16 protein-coding genes are annotated in these 16,308 nt (G+C 70.0%); 13 read left to right on the forward strand and 3 right to left on the reverse strand.

The features are described from left to right. Positions 1–355: 355 nt before the first annotated feature. The 7 genes from J2X60_RS04330 to J2X60_RS04360 all read left to right on the forward strand — a co-directional run bounded on the left by J2X60_RS04330 (position 356) and on the right by J2X60_RS04360 (position 7,915). Positions 356–1,708 carry a branched-chain amino acid ABC transporter permease gene (locus tag J2X60_RS04330; RefSeq protein WP_071294793.1) on the forward strand — a complete coding sequence of 451 codons (1,353 nt, stop codon included), beginning with the start codon at positions 356–358 and terminating at the stop codon, positions 1,706–1,708. An 11-nt stretch (positions 1,709–1,719) separates the two neighbouring features. Next, on the forward strand, positions 1,720–2,706 hold the full coding sequence (locus J2X60_RS04335) for a branched-chain amino acid ABC transporter permease (RefSeq protein ID WP_070417713.1): 987 nt from the start codon (positions 1,720–1,722) through the stop codon (positions 2,704–2,706). Beyond that, positions 2,699–3,586 carry an ABC transporter ATP-binding protein gene (locus tag J2X60_RS04340; RefSeq protein WP_070417714.1) on the forward strand — a complete coding sequence of 296 codons (888 nt, stop codon included), beginning with the start codon at positions 2,699–2,701 and terminating at the stop codon, positions 3,584–3,586. Before J2X60_RS04335 ends, J2X60_RS04340 begins: the two co-directional genes overlap by 8 nt. After that, entirely contained in the window at positions 3,583–4,404 is an 822-nt protein-coding gene (locus tag J2X60_RS04345; RefSeq protein ID WP_309777270.1) for an ABC transporter ATP-binding protein, read from the forward strand. Before J2X60_RS04340 ends, J2X60_RS04345 begins: the two co-directional genes overlap by 4 nt. A gap of 187 nt (positions 4,405–4,591) precedes the next feature. Beyond that, on the forward strand, positions 4,592–4,777 hold the full coding sequence (locus tag J2X60_RS04350; RefSeq protein ID WP_139199221.1) for a hypothetical protein: 186 nt from the start codon (positions 4,592–4,594) through the stop codon (positions 4,775–4,777). A gap of 66 nt (positions 4,778–4,843) precedes the next feature. Further along, positions 4,844–5,965, forward strand: coding sequence for a GuaB3 family IMP dehydrogenase-related protein (locus J2X60_RS04355; protein ID WP_071294790.1), 1,122 nt, complete (start codon positions 4,844–4,846; stop codon positions 5,963–5,965). A 60-nt stretch (positions 5,966–6,025) separates the two neighbouring features. After that, a complete protein-coding gene (locus J2X60_RS04360; RefSeq protein ID WP_309777267.1) occupies positions 6,026–7,915 on the forward strand; it encodes a glycerol-3-phosphate dehydrogenase/oxidase in 1,890 nt (629 codons plus the stop codon). A gap of 54 nt (positions 7,916–7,969) precedes the next feature. On the opposite strand, the gene J2X60_RS04365 is transcribed toward J2X60_RS04360, so the two are convergent. Continuing rightward, entirely contained in the window at positions 7,970–8,482 is a 513-nt protein-coding gene (locus J2X60_RS04365; RefSeq protein WP_309886598.1) for a hypothetical protein, read from the reverse strand. A 99-nt stretch (positions 8,483–8,581) separates the two neighbouring features. On the opposite strand from J2X60_RS04365, the gene J2X60_RS04370 reads away from it, so the two are divergent. From J2X60_RS04370 to guaA, 5 genes are read left to right on the forward strand one after another with little or no spacing between them, the layout of a single operon-like run. Further along, positions 8,582–9,112, forward strand: coding sequence for a cation:proton antiporter regulatory subunit (locus J2X60_RS04370; protein ID WP_022906983.1), 531 nt, complete (start codon positions 8,582–8,584; stop codon positions 9,110–9,112). A gap of 3 nt (positions 9,113–9,115) precedes the next feature. Further along, positions 9,116–10,558 carry a cation:proton antiporter gene (locus tag J2X60_RS04375; protein WP_309886599.1) on the forward strand — a complete coding sequence of 481 codons (1,443 nt, stop codon included), beginning with the start codon at positions 9,116–9,118 and terminating at the stop codon, positions 10,556–10,558. A 5-nt stretch (positions 10,559–10,563) separates the two neighbouring features. Continuing rightward, entirely contained in the window at positions 10,564–11,343 is a 780-nt protein-coding gene (locus tag J2X60_RS04380; RefSeq protein WP_309777261.1) for an SURF1 family cytochrome oxidase biogenesis protein, read from the forward strand. A gap of 10 nt (positions 11,344–11,353) precedes the next feature. Next, the gene (locus tag J2X60_RS04385) at positions 11,354–11,800 is read left to right on the forward strand and encodes a DUF3817 domain-containing protein (RefSeq protein ID WP_070417720.1); all 447 of its coding nucleotides are present in this window, start codon (positions 11,354–11,356) and stop codon (positions 11,798–11,800) included. After that, positions 11,797–13,389 (forward strand): glutamine-hydrolyzing GMP synthase, encoded by a 1,593-nt coding sequence (gene guaA, locus J2X60_RS04390; protein ID WP_092385237.1) that lies wholly within the window; start codon positions 11,797–11,799, stop codon positions 13,387–13,389. Before J2X60_RS04385 ends, guaA begins: the two co-directional genes overlap by 4 nt. Positions 13,390–13,650: 261 nt before the next feature. Here the strand turns inward: guaA and J2X60_RS04395 are convergent, their stop codons facing one another. Beyond that, on the reverse strand, positions 13,651–14,514 hold the full coding sequence (locus tag J2X60_RS04395) for a Bax inhibitor-1/YccA family protein (protein WP_070417722.1): 864 nt from the start codon (positions 14,512–14,514) through the stop codon (positions 13,651–13,653). 209 nt (positions 14,515–14,723) lie between these two features. Continuing rightward, positions 14,724–15,236: a hypothetical protein gene (locus J2X60_RS04400; protein ID WP_309886600.1), complete on the reverse strand. Its 513-nt coding sequence runs from the start codon at positions 15,234–15,236 to the stop codon at positions 14,724–14,726. Positions 15,237–15,295: 59 nt separating this feature from the next. Here J2X60_RS04400 and J2X60_RS04405 point away from each other — a divergent pair, with 59 nt between their 5' ends. Beyond that, positions 15,296–16,306, forward strand: a complete 1,011-nt coding sequence (locus J2X60_RS04405) for a glycerophosphodiester phosphodiesterase family protein (RefSeq protein WP_309886601.1) — start codon at positions 15,296–15,298, stop codon at positions 16,304–16,306. Positions 16,307–16,308 lie beyond the last annotated feature (2 nt).

Here is a 16,308-nt window from a genome sequence, read left to right on the forward strand (position 1 = left end):
GGGTCCCCTTCGTGGGCGAGGTGAAGTGGTCGAGACACCGGGAACGCTGCGGCGGGTTCCGGATAGACCATGGTAACGCGCAGGCGCTCTTCCGCATTCCGCCCCGTGGACACCCGTGAGCAGCCAGGAGGCGCGGTGCGGCCCCGTCCCGCGACCTCCGCCCGCCCTTCCTCCACAACGTCACAGTTGCGGCACGAATCACACAGGGAACGTGATGGAAACACGGGTGTCACACAATCCCCCTAGCGTCCTCGTCATCCGAACGAGAGGCTCTTCCGTGGGATCCATCACTCCGCCGGGACCTGCACTGCTGCGCAGGTTCCGCCTCCGCCCTGGACGAAAGCGACCGGTCATCATGGCCGTCCTCGTGCTCGCGTTCCTGGCGACCTTCCTGATCGACTGGGCGGTGACGCTGCCGGCGATCGGCGCCACCTCGGCCCCGACCGCGAGCGCATCGGCGTCCGCGAGCACCGCACCCGCCAGCACCCAGCCGTGCACGGTCAGCCCGACGAACGGCTGCATCCAGGGCACGATCACCGACTCGGACCGCGAACCGGTCCCCGGCGTCGACGTCGACGTCGCCGGGCCGGGTGGATTCGCGCAGACCGCGACGACGTCCGACGCCGGGCGCTGGTCGGTGAGCGTGACCGAGGCGGGCAGCTACACCGTGAGCGTCGACCAGGACACGCTGCCCAAGGGCCAGTACCTGACGAACGCGGCGGACGCGAAGCGCACCGTGTCGGCGAGCCTCAACGCGAACGTCGGGCAGATCTTCCAGCTGTCCGACCAGCAGGGCGTCGTCACGAACGACGACGCGACGAGCGTCACGCCCCAGCGCGCCTGGCAGCAGTTCGCGTCCGGCATCCGGCTCGGGCTCCTCATCGCGCTGGCGTCGGTGGGCCTCTCGCTCATCTACGGCACGACCGGCCTGTCGAGCTTCTCGCACGGTGAGCAGGTCACCCTCGGCGGGTTGCTCGCCTACCTCTTCGCGAACCAGCTCGGGTGGAACATCTGGCTGACGGGGGTGGTGGTCACGCTGCTGTGCGCGGCGACCGGGTACCTGCAGGACGCCGGCATCTGGCGGCCGTTGCGGCGCAAGCGCATCAGCCTGACGCAGCTCATGATCGTGACGATCGGGTTGTCGATCGCCGCGCAGTACGCGTTCCAGTACTTCTTCGGCGCCTCGACCGTGCGCATCCAGCAGGGCAACCCCGAGACGGTCCGGTTCGCCGGGGTCACGCTCACGGTGCAGTCGTACGTGGCGATGGGCATCGCGCTCGTCGTCCTCGTCGCGACCGGTCTGTTCCTCGCGAAGACGCGCTTCGGCCGTGCGACCCGCGCGGTGTCGGACAACCCGGCACTGGCCAGCGCGTCCGGCATCGACGTCGACCGGGTGATCCGGTTCGTGTGGACGCTCGCCGCCGGCCTCGCGGGACTGTCGGGCGTGATGCTCGGTCTCGTGCTCAACGGCGTGAACTGGCAGACCGGCCTGCAGCTGCTGCTGCTCATGTTCGCCTCGGTCACGCTCGGTGGCCTCGGGACCGCCTACGGCGCACTCGTCGGCTCGATGATCATCGGCGTCGTCGTGGAGCTCACGAACCTCGTGCTGCCCGGTGACTTCAAGTACGCCACCGCCCTCGTGATCCTCATCCTCATCCTGCTGTTCCGGCCGCAGGGCATCTTCGGCCGCGCCGAGCGGATCGGCTAAGGAGCGCCGCCATGGACTACATCCTCAACCTGCTGTCCTCCCTCACGCAGGAGGCACTCGCCCCGACCACGGCGGCGTTCGCGCTCGCCGCGATCGGCCTCAACGTCCACTTCGGACTCACCGGCCTGGTCAACATGGGCCAGGCGGCGTTCCTGCTGCTCGGCGCCTACGGCTTCGCGATCTCGATCACCAACGGGCTGCCGTTCGTGATGGCCGTCCTGGTCGCGTTGCTCGTGTCGATCGTGTTCGCGATCATCCTCGGTATCCCGACCCTGCGGCTCCGCGGCGACTACCTGGCGATCGTGACGATCTCCGGCGCCGAGATCATCCGCATGGTGGGACGGTCGAGCCTGCTCACCACGACGACCGGTGGCTCGAACGGCATCACCGGGTCGAGCTACCGCGACCCGTTCAACGCGCTCAGCCCGCTCCCCGACGGCACCACCACGATCCTGTGGTTCACGTACTCGAACAACGGCGTCAACGGCTGGTGGATCCGGATCGCGGCGTGGGGGCTCGTCGCCCTGTTCACGCTCGTGCTGTTCCTGCTCATGCGGAGCCCGTGGGGCCGTGTCGTGAAGGCCATCCGCGAGGACGAGGACGCCGTCCGCTCCCTCGGCAAGAACGTCTACTCGTACAAGATGCAGGCGCTCGTGTTCGGCGGTGCGCTCGGGGCCCTGGCCGGGATCATCTACGTCCTGCCGAGTTCGGTGCAACCGGACGCGATGGGCCGCTCGATGACGTTCTTCATCTGGACGGCGCTCATCCTCGGCGGTGCGGCGACGGTGTTCGGACCGGTGCTCGGCGCCGTGCTCTTCTTCGTCGTCCGACTCGCGATCCGCACCCTCGCCGGTGACTTCATCCCGAACTCGATCATGAACGCGCAGCAGGCCGAGCAGTTCTCCTACGTGCTCGTCGGCGTCGCGCTCATGCTCCTCATCGTGTTCCGTCCACAGGGCCTCCTGGGCAACAAGAAGGAGTTGACGTTCAGTGTCTGAGTCGTACGCCCACCCCAAGAACGACCCGATCCTGGTCGTCGACGACGTCACCCGTCGCTTCGGCGGCATGACCGCGGTCGACGTCGACCACCTCGAGGTCCAGCGCGGCTCGATCACCGCGCTCATCGGCCCGAACGGCGCCGGCAAGACGACGTTCTTCAACCTGCTCACCGGGTTCGACAAGCCGAGCCCCGGCGCGACGACCCGGTTCGACGGCAACACCCTGCAGAAGACCAGCGCCACCCACATCGCGAACAAGGGCATGGTCCGCACGTTCCAGCTCACGAAGGCGCTCAGCCGCCTCACCGTGATGCAGAACATGCTCCTCGGAGCCCGCGACCAGCCCGGCGAGAACTTCTTCGTCGGACTCGTCCCCGCGCTCTGGCGGAAGCGGGAGCGCGAGATCACGGCGAAGGCCGAGGACCTCCTCGCCCGCTTCAAGCTCGACACGAAGGCCGACGACTACGCGGGCTCGCTGTCCGGCGGGCAGCGCAAGCTCCTCGAGATGGCCCGGGCGCTCATGTCCGACCCGACGATGATCATGCTCGACGAGCCGATGGCTGGCGTGAACCCGGCGCTGACCCAGTCGCTGCTCGGGCACATCCAGTCCCTGCGCGACGACGGCATGACCGTGCTCTTCGTCGAGCACGACATGCACATGGTCCGGCACATCTCCGACTGGGTCGTCGTGATGGCCGAGGGCAAGGTCGTCGCCGAGGGCCCGGCCGACACGGTGATGGACGACCGTGCGGTCATCGACGCGTACCTCGGTGCGCACCACGACACCGACCTCGGTGACGACTCGCTCCTGAACGAGGAGACCTACGAGGAACTCGCCGAGGAAGTAGCGGAAGAAGACGAGCAGGAGGCGACCCGATGACCGACGCAAGCGAGCCCACGAACGCGAGCAGCGCCTCCAGTCCGTCGCCGGCGACCGCCGCCCCGGCGGCCACGCTGGAACGCGAGCCCGTGCTCAGCGCGAAGAACCTCGTCGCCGGCTACCTGCCGGGGGTGAACATCCTGAACGGCTGCGACCTCGACTGCTACCCGGGCGAGCTCATCGGCATCATCGGCCCGAACGGCGCGGGCAAGTCGACGCTCCTCAAGGCCCTGTTCGGCCTCGTGTCCATCCGCGAGGGCTCGGTCACGCTGCAGGGCGAGGACATCACCAACCTCAAGGCGAACAAGCTCGTGCAGGCCGGCGTGGGCTTCGTCCCGCAGACGAACAACGTCTTCCCCTCGCTCTCGATCGAGGAGAACCTGCAGATGGGCCTGTACCTGCGGCCCCGGAAGTTCGCCGAGCGGCTCGAGGTCATCTACGACCTGTTCCCCGTCCTGGGCCAGCGGAAGGGCCAGCGCGCCGGATCGCTGTCCGGCGGTGAGCGGCAGTCCGTCGCGATGGCCCGGGCGCTCATGATGGACCCGAAGGTGCTGCTGCTCGACGAACCCTCCGCGGGGCTGTCGCCCGTGCGCCAGGACGAGACGTTCATCCGCACCCGCCGGATCAACAAGGCCGGTGTGTCGATCGTCATGGTGGAGCAGAACGCGCGACGCTGTCTGCAGATCTGCGATCGTGGGTACGTGCTCGACCAGGGGAGGAACGCGTACTCGGGCACCGGGAAGGAGCTCGCCGACGACCCGAAGGTCATCGAGCTGTACCTGGGGACGCTCGCCAAGGACGTCGACTCCGCGCGCTGAGCGAGCGGTGTCGACCGTGGGTGCCGCTGTGGGGGCGGTACCCGCACCGAGTGGGGTCGTGCGTGGACGCTCAGCGCCGCACGGCCCCGCTCCTCATGCGGACCGGTGCGCGGCCCACGTCGCGGGGACGGCGCGTCGCCGGCCAGGAGGCGCGACCCGCCTCCGCCGGGTCGCTATCGTCGGTCGCGTGCGGACTCCCGGCCCCCTCGTGCTCGACGCCCTCGTGTGGCTGGTGTTCGCCGTGCTCTTCGTCGGGGCGGCGCTGCTCGTGAAGGTCGCCGCGGCGCTGGTCGGCGTGCTGGTGGTGCTGGCGCTGCTGCTCGGGCTCGTCCTGCGGACGCTCCGCAGGCGCCGCGCACGCCGGACGCGCTGACCTCCGCCGCGCGCCCTGCCCGTCGCGCCCGTGTCACCCGGGGGACACGACCGCTAGGCTTGCCGGGTGAGTGAAGTCGAGATCGGTGCTGGCAAGCGCGGACGTCGGGCGTACGCGTTCGACGACATCGCGGTGGTCCCCTCGCGGCGCACGCGTGACCCGCGTGACGTGAGCGTGCAGTGGTCGATCGACGCGTTCACGTTCGAGTCGCCGATCCTCTCGGCCCCGATGGACTCCGTCGCCTCGCCCGCGACGGTCATCCAGATGGGCCGGCTCGGCATGCTCGGCGTCCTCGACCTCGAGGGCCTCTGGACCCGCTACGAGGACCCGACGCCCTACTTCGACGAGATCAAGGCGCTCACCGACGGCAACGTCACGAAGCGCATGCAGGAGATCTACTCCGAGCCGGTCAAGGCCGAGCTGATCACCGCGCGCCTGGCCGAGATCCGCGCCGCCGGTGTCCCCGTCGCCGGGTCGCTCAGCCCCCAGCGCACGCAGGAGTTCTCGCAGACCGTCGTCGACGCCGGTGTCGACCTGTTCGTCATCCGCGGCACGACGGTCTCGGCCGAGCACGTCTCGCAGAACACCGAGCCGCTCAACCTCAAGAAGTTCATCTACGAGCTCGACGTCCCGGTGATCGTGGGCGGCGCCTCGACCTACACGGCGGCCCTGCACCTCATGCGTACCGGTGCCGCTGGTGTGCTCGTCGGCTTCGGCGGCGGCGCGGCATCGACCACGCGGGCCGCCCTCGGCATCCACGCCCCGATGGCCACGGCCGTCGCGGACATCGCCGGCGCTCGCCGTGACTACATGGACGAGTCCGGTGGCCGCTACGTGCACGTCATCGCCGACGGCGGGCTCGACACCGCCGGCGACGTCGTCAAGGCCATCGCGATGGGCGCCGACGCCGTGATGCTCGGCACCGCACTGGCCCGCGCGACCGAGGCCCCCGGCGGTGGGTTCCACTGGGGTGCCGAGGCGCACCACCCGGAGCTGCCGCGCGGCCGCCGGGTCGAGGTCGGCACGATCGCCCCGCTCGAGAACGTCCTGAACGGCCCCACCCCGACGTGGGACGGCCGCGCGAACATCGTCGGCGCCCTGCGTCGATCGATGGCCACGACCGGATACTCCGACGTCAAGGAGTTCCAGCGAGTAGAAGTGGTCGTGGCGCCGTACCACCGGAACTGACGGTGGCACCCGCACTCCGGCGCGGGTGACGCCCGGCGTCACCGTGACACGGAGGCGACGATGGCGAAGACCAGCACGAGCACGTCCAGCGCGACCCGGCCCGCCCGGCCCGAGACCGCCGCCCCGGGGGTGGGGTTCGACCCGTCGGTGAAGCTCGGTCCCGACGAACGCGCGGCCGCCATCGAGACCCTGAAGACCAAGGAGCTCGACGTCCTGGTCGTCGGCGGTGGCATCGTCGGTGGCGGCAGCGCACTCGACGCCGTCACCCGTGGCCTCAGCGTCGGCATCGTCGAAGCCCGCGACTGGGGCTCGGGGACCTCGAGCCGGTCGTCGAAGCTCGTCCACGGCGGCATCCGCTACCTCGAGCAGCTGAACTTCGCGCTCGTCCGCGAGGCACTGATCGAACGCGGCCTCCTGCTGCAGCGCATCGCCCCGCACCTCGTGAAGCCCGTCCGCTTCCTCTACCCGCTCAACCACCGCGTGTGGGAGCGCTTCTACATCGGCATCGGCATGGCGATGTACGACGTCTTCAGCTGGTCCGGTGGTCGGCCGCCGGGGGTCCCGCACCACCGGCACCTCAGCCGGACCCAGGTCCTCAAGAACATGCCCGGCCTCAAGAAGGACGCCTTCGTCGGCGGCATGACGTACTACGACGCCCAGGTCGACGACGCGCGCTACGTGGCCTCGCTCGTCCGCACCGCTGCGTCGTACGGGGCACACGCCGCGAGCCGCGTCCGCATCGAGGGCTTCATCAAGGTCGGGGAGCGGGTCGTGGGCGCGCACGCGCACGACATCCAGACGGGCGAGAAGTTCGACATCCGGGCGAAGCAGGTCGTCAACGCGACGGGCGTCTGGACCGACGACACCCAGGCGATGGTCGGGACCCGTGGGCAGTTCAAGGTGCGGGCGTCGAAGGGCGTGCACCTGGTCATCCCGCGCGACCGCTTCCAGTCGAACACGGGCATGATCCTCCGCACCGAGAAGAGCGTGCTCTTCGTGATCCCGTGGGGCCGGCACTGGCTGGTCGGCACGACGGACACCGACTGGTACCTCGACAAGGCGCACCCGGCGGCGACCGCGGCGGACATCGACTACATCCTCGAGCACGTGAACAAGGTCCTCGCGGTCCCGCTCACGCGTGAGGACGTCGAGGGCGTGTACGCCGGACTCCGGCCGCTGCTCGCGGGGGAGTCCGACCAGACGTCGAAGCTCAGCCGCGAGCACGTCGTCGCGCACACGGTCCCCGGGCTCGTGGTCGTCGCCGGCGGCAAGTGGACCACGTACCGCGTGATGGGCAAGGACGCCATCGACGAGGCCGTCGCGGCGATGGACGGGAAGATCCCGGGCTCGACGACCGAGGACATCCCACTGCTCGGTGCCGAGGGCTACCCGGCCGCCTGGAACCGACGCGGCCGCACCGCGCGGAGCTTCGGCGTGCACAAGGTCCGCATCGAGCACCTGCTGAACCGCTACGGCACGCTCGCGACCGAGGTGCTCCGGCTCGTGAAGCAGGACCCGTCCCTCGCCGAGCCGCTCCCCGGTGCCGACGACTACATCGGCGCCGAGGTCGTCTACGCGGCCTCGCACGAGGGCGCCCTGCACCTCGAGGACGTCCTCGCCCGCCGGACCCGCATCTCGATCGAGGCGTGGGACCGCGGTGAGTCGGCGGCCCCCGTCGCCGCGAAGCTCATGGCGGACGTGCTCGGCTGGGACCAGGAGACCACCGAGAACGAGGTGTCGAACTACCTCAAGCGCGTCGCCGCGGAACGCGAGTCGCAGCTGCAGCCCGACGACGCCTCGGCGGACCGCGTGCGGCTCGAGGCGCCGGACATCGCGTTCGGCTTCGACGAGGACGACGTGGTGGTCGGCGGTGGCCGGTCGAGCGGCGCGGAGGGCGCCAAGGCCTCCGACGAGCAGGTGGTCGGCGAGAAGACGAGCGAGCCCGAGTAGGACGCGCCCCGTGCCTCCTGGCTCTCGACTGCCTGGAGGCGCGGGTCGGCTCCGTCAGGCAGCGCGCGACCGGTGCGTGGTCCGGCGGACACTGACCGCCTGGCCGATCACGAGGACGAACGGGACCGCGGCCAGCGCGATCGCGCTGGTGATGAGGAGGACACCGGCCGAGGCGGTGTGCGCTCCACCGCCGACGCCGTACGCGTCGGCGACGTCCATGCCGAGCCAGAAGCCGCTCCACCAGGTCATCGGACCGCCGAGCGCGACCACCCCGAGCAGGACCGCGGCGGTGACGTACGGCCGTGCACGGGTGACGACGAGCGAGGTGCCGAGGCCGATCGCCAGGGCGACGCCGACGACGGCGATCCCGACGACGACGGCGATGTCGGTGCCGACCGCGAAGCCTTGGCGCTCGAGTTCCGCGTGGATGCTGCCGAGCGACGCACCCGGCACCGCTGCGAGTGGATCGAGCACGAGTCCCTGGACGGCGAGCAGCGCGGCGTAGAGTGCCACCACCGCGATCCCGGTGCCGGCCACCAGCCGGTTGGTCCTGTCCTGCTCGTCCACAGCGTTCCCCCTGTCGTCCCCGTCCACCGGACTGTAGCGGAACGGAATGGACGGACCATCGCGGTGGTTATCATCGGGGTACTCGAAAAGGGAGCCATCATGGTCGACGTCCATCGCGTCAAACTCCCCGGAGTCGGCGTGCTGCACAGCTTCTACACCGACGACGGTGGCAAGTGCGGTGTCATCACGCACCGGTCGGGTCACTCCGACCTCATCTCCTTCGCCGACGTCTCGGACGGCGCCGACAAGTCGGAGAAGGTGTCGCTGCGCCTCAGTGAGGACGAGGCGCACACGCTCGCCGAACTCCTCGGCGGCACGCGCATCACCGAGGGCCTCGACAAGCTCGACGAGATCCCGGGCCTCAGCATCGACTGGTTCTCGGTCGACTACGACGACGCCATCGCCGGCAAGCCCCTCGGCGACCTGCACGACTCGGGCTTCATCGGCCTGACGGTCGTGGCGGTCGTCCGTGGTGACAGCGCCAACCCGGCCCCGTCGTCCGACTTCGTCGTGTTCCCGGGCGACACCATCGTCGTCGCCGGTGCACCCGAGAAGGTCGCGAAGGCGTTCTCGTTCTACCGCAGCGGAGAGCTTGCGGCCGCTGCGGCCGAGGCCCCGCCGAGGAGCTAGCCCGTGCACCTGGGTGGTGAGCTCCTCACCATCGGCATCCTCTTCATCATCGCCTACGTCCTCGGACGACTCGGCAAGACGATCGGGTTGCCCGCGATCCCGATCTACATGGTCGTGGGGCTCATCGCGAGTCCCCACACCCCGTGGATCGGGCTGAACGTCGAGTCGCACACGATCGAGCTGATCGCGACGTTCGGGCTCATCCTGCTGCTGTTCAACCTCGGGTTGGAGTTCGACCAGGAAGAGTTCTACGGCAACGCCGGCAAGCTCCTGGTGTCCGGTGGCACGTACGTCGCCATCAACATGGGCGTCGGGTTCGCCTTCGGGTTCTCGCTCGGGTGGGGCACGCGCGAAGCCCTCATCATCGCCGGCATGACGGCGACCTCGTCGAGCGCGATCGTGACGAAGCTCCTCATCGAGCTCCGTCGCCTGGCGAACGACGAGACCCCGATGATCCTCGGCGTCACCGTGATCGAGGACGTCTTCATCGCGATCTACCTCGCGATCGTCTCGGTGGTCCTCTCCGGCGACACGAACGTGTGGGGTGTCGTCGGCAAGCTCGCGCTCGCGTTCGGGTTCCTCATCGTGATGTTCACGCTGGCCCGGTTCGCCGGCAAGTGGGTGTCCCGGATCTTCGCGACCCGTGACGACGAGCTGTTCACCGTGCTGTTCTTCGGCCTCGCGGTCATGTTCGGCGGCATCGGCGACCTGCTCGGCGTCACGGACGCGATCGGTGCGTTCGTGATCGGCCTGCTCTGCGGCGCCACGCGCTACCGCGACCGCATCGAACAGCTCGCCCTGCCGATGCGCGACGTGTTCGCGGCGTTCTTCTTCGTGAACTTCGGGCTCGGGCTCGACATGTCGACCTTCGGCGAGGTGCTCTGGCCGGTGCTCGGTGCGATCGGCATGACCGTCGCGCTGAACGCCATCGCGGGACAGCTCGTCGCGCGCATGAACGGCTTCAACATCCAGCAGGGGATCAACACCGCCGTCATCCTGGTGAACCGCGGCGAGTTCGCGCTGATCCTCGCGACGCTCTCGGCCGCTGCCGGGCTCGAAGCCCGCATCACCGCCTTCGCGGGTCTGTACGTCCTCGTCATGGCGATCCTCGGGCCGTTGCTCGCGGTCAACTCGGACCGCATCGGTCGGCTCGTGATCCGCCCAGCTCGTCTGGCACGCCTGCGGACGCGTCTCGGTGGCCGTCGAGCGGTCGCAGCGGCTGCCGCGGCCGAGGCGGCAGAGGCCGAGTCGGACGCCGCCGCTGCCGCTCGTCGGGCAGAGCGGGACCGCCAGTTCGCCGAGGAGTTCGCCCTGGTGGAGGCCGCTGGCAGCCAAGAGCGGGAGAATGAGTCTCCGGAGACGGTGTCCGAGCCCCGGACGTCGTCGGTCGAGACCCCCACCGAGCGCCCCGAGCGCCCGGTCCGCCAGCGCGATCCGGAGTACTGATACAGATGTGGGCCGTAGCCCGACGACCGAGGTGGATCGCGCTGCTGTTGCTGGCGCTCGTGCTCGCGGCGGTGTTCGCCGGGCTGGGCAAGTGGCAGCTCGAGCGGAGCATCGCCAACGGCACCCCCCTCCCCGCGACGACCGAGAACCGGAAGAGCCTCGACGCCGTGACCGGGCCGATGCAGCCCGCGACCGAGAAGATGGCCGGGCAGAAGGTGACGGTCACGGGGACGTTCGTCGCCGGTGACACCACCGTCCTGACCGGCCGGACCGGTGGCGGGACGTACCAGACCGTCGGACACCTGGTGGACGACACGAGCGGCGCGAGCCTCCCGGTGGTGATCGGGTGGTCCGACGAGCGGTCCGCGGCCGTCGCCGGTGGTGACCGTCTGGCGGACGGCACGCGGCTCACGGTCGAGGGGCGCTACTACCCGGCCGAGTCGCCCGACCAGGACACCTACGACAAGGGCGAGTACTCGGCGGTCGCGCCGGCCCGGTTCGTGAACACGTGGAAGGCGTTCGACGACCGGATGTACCTCGGGTACGTCGTCGCCGACGGCACCACGGCGAAGGCGGCGGACCTCGGCACCATCGCCGACCGTGCGCCCTCGCGCGAGGTCCAGTTCGACTGGCTCAACCTGTTCTACGCGATCGAGTGGGTCGTGTTCGCCGGGTTCGCCGTCTTCCTCTGGTACCGGTTCGTGAAGGACGCCTGGGAGCGTGAGGAAGAAGAGCGGCGTGAGGCCGCACTCAGCGTCGACGGTGCCCTCGTCGACCGACGGTAGGATGGCCGATATGGCTCTGACCGTCCGTACCCGCGACATCCCGAAGATCCCGGGCGCGGTGAAGTGGTACCGCGTCTCGGCGTACATCACCGGCGTGCTGCTGCTCGCCCTGGTGGTCGAGATGGTCATCAAGTACACGCCGCTGCACCTCGAGATGCAGCTCGGCGGCGGTGCGTTCTTCGTGCCGGAGGGCACGGCGGGCAAGGAGCCCGGCACCTTCAACCTGTCGATCGGCATCCTCATCGCCCACGGCTGGCTGTACGTGCTCTACCTCTTCACCGACTTCCGTCTGTGGAGCATCATGCGCTGGAAGCCGATCCGCTTCCTGCTCATCGCCCTCGGGGGCATCATCCCGTTCATGTCGTTCGTGGTCGAGCACCGCATGCAGAAGATCGCCATGGACACCTACCACGAGCTGACCGCTGCCCAGCAGCGTGAGAAGGAGGCCGCTCGGTGAGCGAGACCGAACAGCGTCCCGTCCTCGTCGTCGACTTCGGTGCCCAGTACGCGCAGCTCATCGCGCGTCGGGTCCGTGAAGCGAACGTCTACAGCGAGATCGTCCCGCACTCGATCACGGCGGACGAGGTCCGTGCGAAGGACCCCGCGGCCATCGTGCTGTCCGGCGGCCCGTCGTCCGTGTACGAGACCGGTGCGCCCGCGCTCGACGGCGACATCCTCGACCTCGGCGTCCCCGTGCTCGGCATCTGCTACGGCTTCCAGGCGATGGCGACCGCGCTCGGTGGCGAGGTGGCGAACACCGGGCTGCGCGAGTACGGCGCGACCGACGTCACGCTCTCGCCCGGCACGAGCACGCTCCTCGGCGACCAGCCGGAGTCGCAGGTGACCTGGATGTCCCACGGCGACTCCGTGGCGAAGGCACCCGAGGGCTTCGAGGTCCTCGCGTCCAGCGCCTCGACCCCCGTCGCCGCGTTCGCCTCCGACGAGCGCAAGCTCTACGGCGTGCAGTGGCACCCCGAGGTCAAGCACTCGGTGTACGGCCAGGCCGTGCTCGAGAACTTCCTGCACCGTGCTGCAGGGCTCCCCGGTGACTGGAACTCCGCGAACGTGATCGAGGAGCAGGTCGAACGCATCCGCGCACAGGTCGGTTCGGCTCGGGTCATCGCCGGACTCTCCGGTGGCGTCGACTCCGCCGTCGCCGCGGCCCTGGTGCACAAGGCCGTCGGCGACCAGCTCACGTGCGTCTTCGTCGACCACGGGCTCCTCCGCGCCGACGAGCGCAAGCAGGTGGAAGAGGACTACGTCGCCTCCACCGGTGTGCGGCTCATCACGATCGACGCCGAGCAGCAGTTCCTCGACGCCCTCGCCGGCGTGAGCGACCCGGAGCAGAAGCGCAAGATCATCGGGCGCGAGTTCATCCGCACGTTCGAGGCCGCGGCCGAGGCCCTCGTGCTCGAGGCCCGCGCTGAGTCGGCCGAGGGATCGGACGCCGGCGAGGTCAAGTTCCTCGTGCAGGGCACGCTCTACCCCGACGTCGTCGAGTCCGGCGGTGGCTCGGGAACAGCGAACATCAAGTCGCACCACAACGTCGGCGGTCTCCCCGACGACATGACGTTCGAGCTCGTCGAGCCGCTCCGCACCCTGTTCAAGGACGAGGTCCGCGCGGTCGGTCGCGAGCTCGGTCTGCCCGAGGTCATCGTCGGTCGCCAGCCGTTCCCCGGCCCGGGGCTCGGCATCCGCATCGTCGGTGAGGTCACGAAGGACCGTCTCGAGCTGCTCCGCGCGGCCGACAAGATCGCCCGCGAAGAGCTCACCGCGGCCGGCCTCGACGAGGAGATCTGGCAGTGCCCGGTCGTCCTGCTCGCCGATGTCCGTTCCGTGGGCGTCCAGGGCGACGGTCGCACGTACGGCCACCCCATCGTGCTCCGCCCGGTCTCGTCGGAAGACGCCATGACCGCCGACTGGACGCGCCTGCCGTACGACACCCTCGCGAAGATCTCGAACCGCATCACGAACGAGGTGCCCGACGTGAACCGGGTCGTGCTCGACGTCACGTCGAAGCCGCCGGGGACGATCGAGTGGGAGTAGTCCTCCCGCGCTGACGGCCCGGCACGCGTCCTGCGTGCCGGGCCGTCCTGGGTCCGGAGGCCGGTCGGCGAGGTCGTGCGTGCGGCGAGGTCGCACGATCTGCCGCTCGCAGCGAGGTCGTGCGGCACGTTGTGCGACCTCGGCAATGCACGTGCGGCATGTCGTGCGATTTCGGCGTGGGAGGGGCGTCGGCCGCCCCCGACCTGGGAACGACGAAGGGCCCCGGCGTGTTCGCCGGGGCCCTTCGGGTCGTGCCGAGTACTAGTTGCGCTGGCTGCTCGCGACGATGGCGAGGATGCGCAGGATCTCGAGGTACAGCCACACGATCGTGACGATGAGCCCGAACGCCGCCGTCCACGCGTAGATCCGGGGAGCGCCACGACGGACGCCGGTCTGGATCTGGTCGAAGTCGAGGATCAGCGAGTACGCCGCCATGACCACGACGAGGATGCCGATGATCACGCCGAGCGGGATGCCGAAGATCTCGAACCCGAGGGCACCGAACGCGGTCTGCGTCACGCCGGTCCACATGAGGACCAGGTTGATGAGCGAGAACACCAGGTACCCGACCATCGCGACGAGGAAGAAGCGCGTGGCCTTCGGCGTCGCGCGGACCTTGCCGGAGGCGAACAGCGCGAGCGTCACGGCGAAGACACCGAGCGTGCCGAACACGGCCTGCACGACGATGCCGCCGAACGCGTTCTGGTAGTAGTGCGAGATGCCACCGACGAACAGTCCCTGGGCGAAGGAGTACGCCAGGACGAGCCCGGGCGACGGCTTCTTCTTGAACATGTTGACGAGCGCCAGCACGAACCCGGCGACGGCGCCGATGATCCAGACGATCATCGGTGCGTTCCAGCCGGCCACGGCACCCACGACGAGCACGCCGAACGCGAGCAGCGTCTTGACGATGGTGTCCTCGTACGACATGCGGTCCGTGTCGACCGTGCTGGCCGCCGGACGGTCGTACATGTACTGCAGCTGCTCGGGGGTCATCCCGCCCTGTGCCTGCTGCGGGGTCTGTCCCCAGCCGGCCTGCTGCTGACCAGCGCCGCGCCCACCCCAGGTGTTGGGCCCCTGGTTGTTGAAGGCGGGGGACTGGTCGAAACCGGGCTTGAAGGCCATGGTGTCCTCTTCCTTGGAGATTCGAGTCCTCTCAGCCTAGGTGGGCTCGATCGCGGAAGGCTGAGGATTCGCGGCGAGCGGAAGCGGCCCCGTGGGGACCCGACGAGCGCAGCCTACGGTCGCGCGCTGCGTGCGCGCCCCGAACCGGCCCGGAGCCCGCCGACCGCTCACGGCGAGGTTCGGGGCGGACCGGCACCGCGCCTCCTGGATCAGCAGTGCGCGCGCAGCGAGACCTCGGTGCCCGTGGTCTCCGACCACAGCCGCGCGCCCTGCGTGTACACGACCCGCACCGGTCCCACCGTGCCGCCGTCGCGCGCATCGCGGCGGACGTGCACGACGAGGTCGGCGGCATCGCCCGCGGCGACCGACGCGCCGAGCGCCGGTTCCGGCTCGCCCCAGCGGGCGGGGACGGGCCACTCGTCCGTCCCGTACCGGACCGGGTCCGACGCACCGTGCGGGTACCGGACCACGAACGCGTCGACGATGCGCACGCCGTCCCTCGGTGCGGACACCGCGCTGACGACGATCGGGTCGCCCGTCGGGTGGTCGAGCATCGCGATGCCGACGGTGGCGTCCGTGCGACCCTCCATGCAGACCTCGCCCCCGCCCTCGGCGAGGTGCAGGGGTGCCGATCCGGAGGCCGGCACGACCCACGCCGCGACGCCGACCAGCACCGTCGCCGCGGCGACGCTGCTCCGCTTCCACCCCCGGGCGAGCCCCATGCCGTGAACCTACCGGCCCGGGGACGCCGCGCGCCGGATGTGGCCGTAGTGTCGCAGGCATGACCCTGGTGATCGCCCACCGCGGCGCGTCCGGTTACCGTCCCGAGCACTCGCGGAGCGCCTACGAGCTCGCGATCGAACTCGGTGCCGACGCGATCGAGCCGGACCTCGTGCCCACGAAGGACGGCGTGCTGGTGCTGCGGCACGAGAACGAGGTCTCCGGCACGACCGACGTCGCCGACCACCCCGAGTTCCGGCACCTGCGCACGACGAAGACGGTCGACGGGCAGAAGACGACGGGCTGGTTCACCGAGGACTTCACGTGGGCCGAGCTGCGGACGCTGCGGACCCGCGAGCGCCTCCCCGCCCTGCGACCGGGGTCGGCGGAGCACGACGGCGAGGAGCCGGTCCTCCGCCTCGAGGACCTGCTCGCGACCCTCGACGCGGCTCCCCGGCCGGTCGGACTCGTCGCGGAGGTCAAGCACGCCGACTTCTTCGACCGAGCGGGCTTCCCGATGGGGCAGCTCCTCGACGGGGTCCTCGCCGAGACCGGGTGGCGCGGGGACGAGCGCCTCACCGTCGAGAGCTTCGAGAAGGGCGTGCTGCGGGACCTCCGGGAGCGCGGGACCGGCGGGCGGCTCGTCTACCTCCAGGAGGCGCGGGGCAGCGCGGCGGACGAGGTCGCGTCCCACGGGTCGCTGGCTCCCACGTACGCGGCCGAGCGGTCCGACGACGCGCTCACGGCGTTCGCGACGGAGTTCCACGGCATCAGCGTCGACCTGGGGACGCTGATGGCCGGGGTGGACAGCGTCGCGCTCGAGGATCCGGCACCCGTGCGGAGCGCCGTCGTCGACCGCGCGCACGAGGCCGGGCTCGCCGTGTACACGTGGACGCTGCGGCCGGAGAACCGGTTCCTGCCGGCGCCGTTGCGTCGCGGCGGCGAGGTCGCGGCGTTCGGCGACTGGGAGCGGTGGTTCACCTCGGTCGTCCGCACCGGCGTCGACGGGGTGTTCGCCGACCACACCGACCTGGCCGTGCTCGCCCGCTCGGCTGTCGGAGGCCCGGCCTAGAC

Origin of the sequence: Curtobacterium sp. 320 (assembly GCF_031455235.1) — a bacterium.
In the GTDB taxonomy this organism is placed as follows: Bacteria; Actinomycetota; Actinomycetes; order Actinomycetales; family Microbacteriaceae; genus Curtobacterium.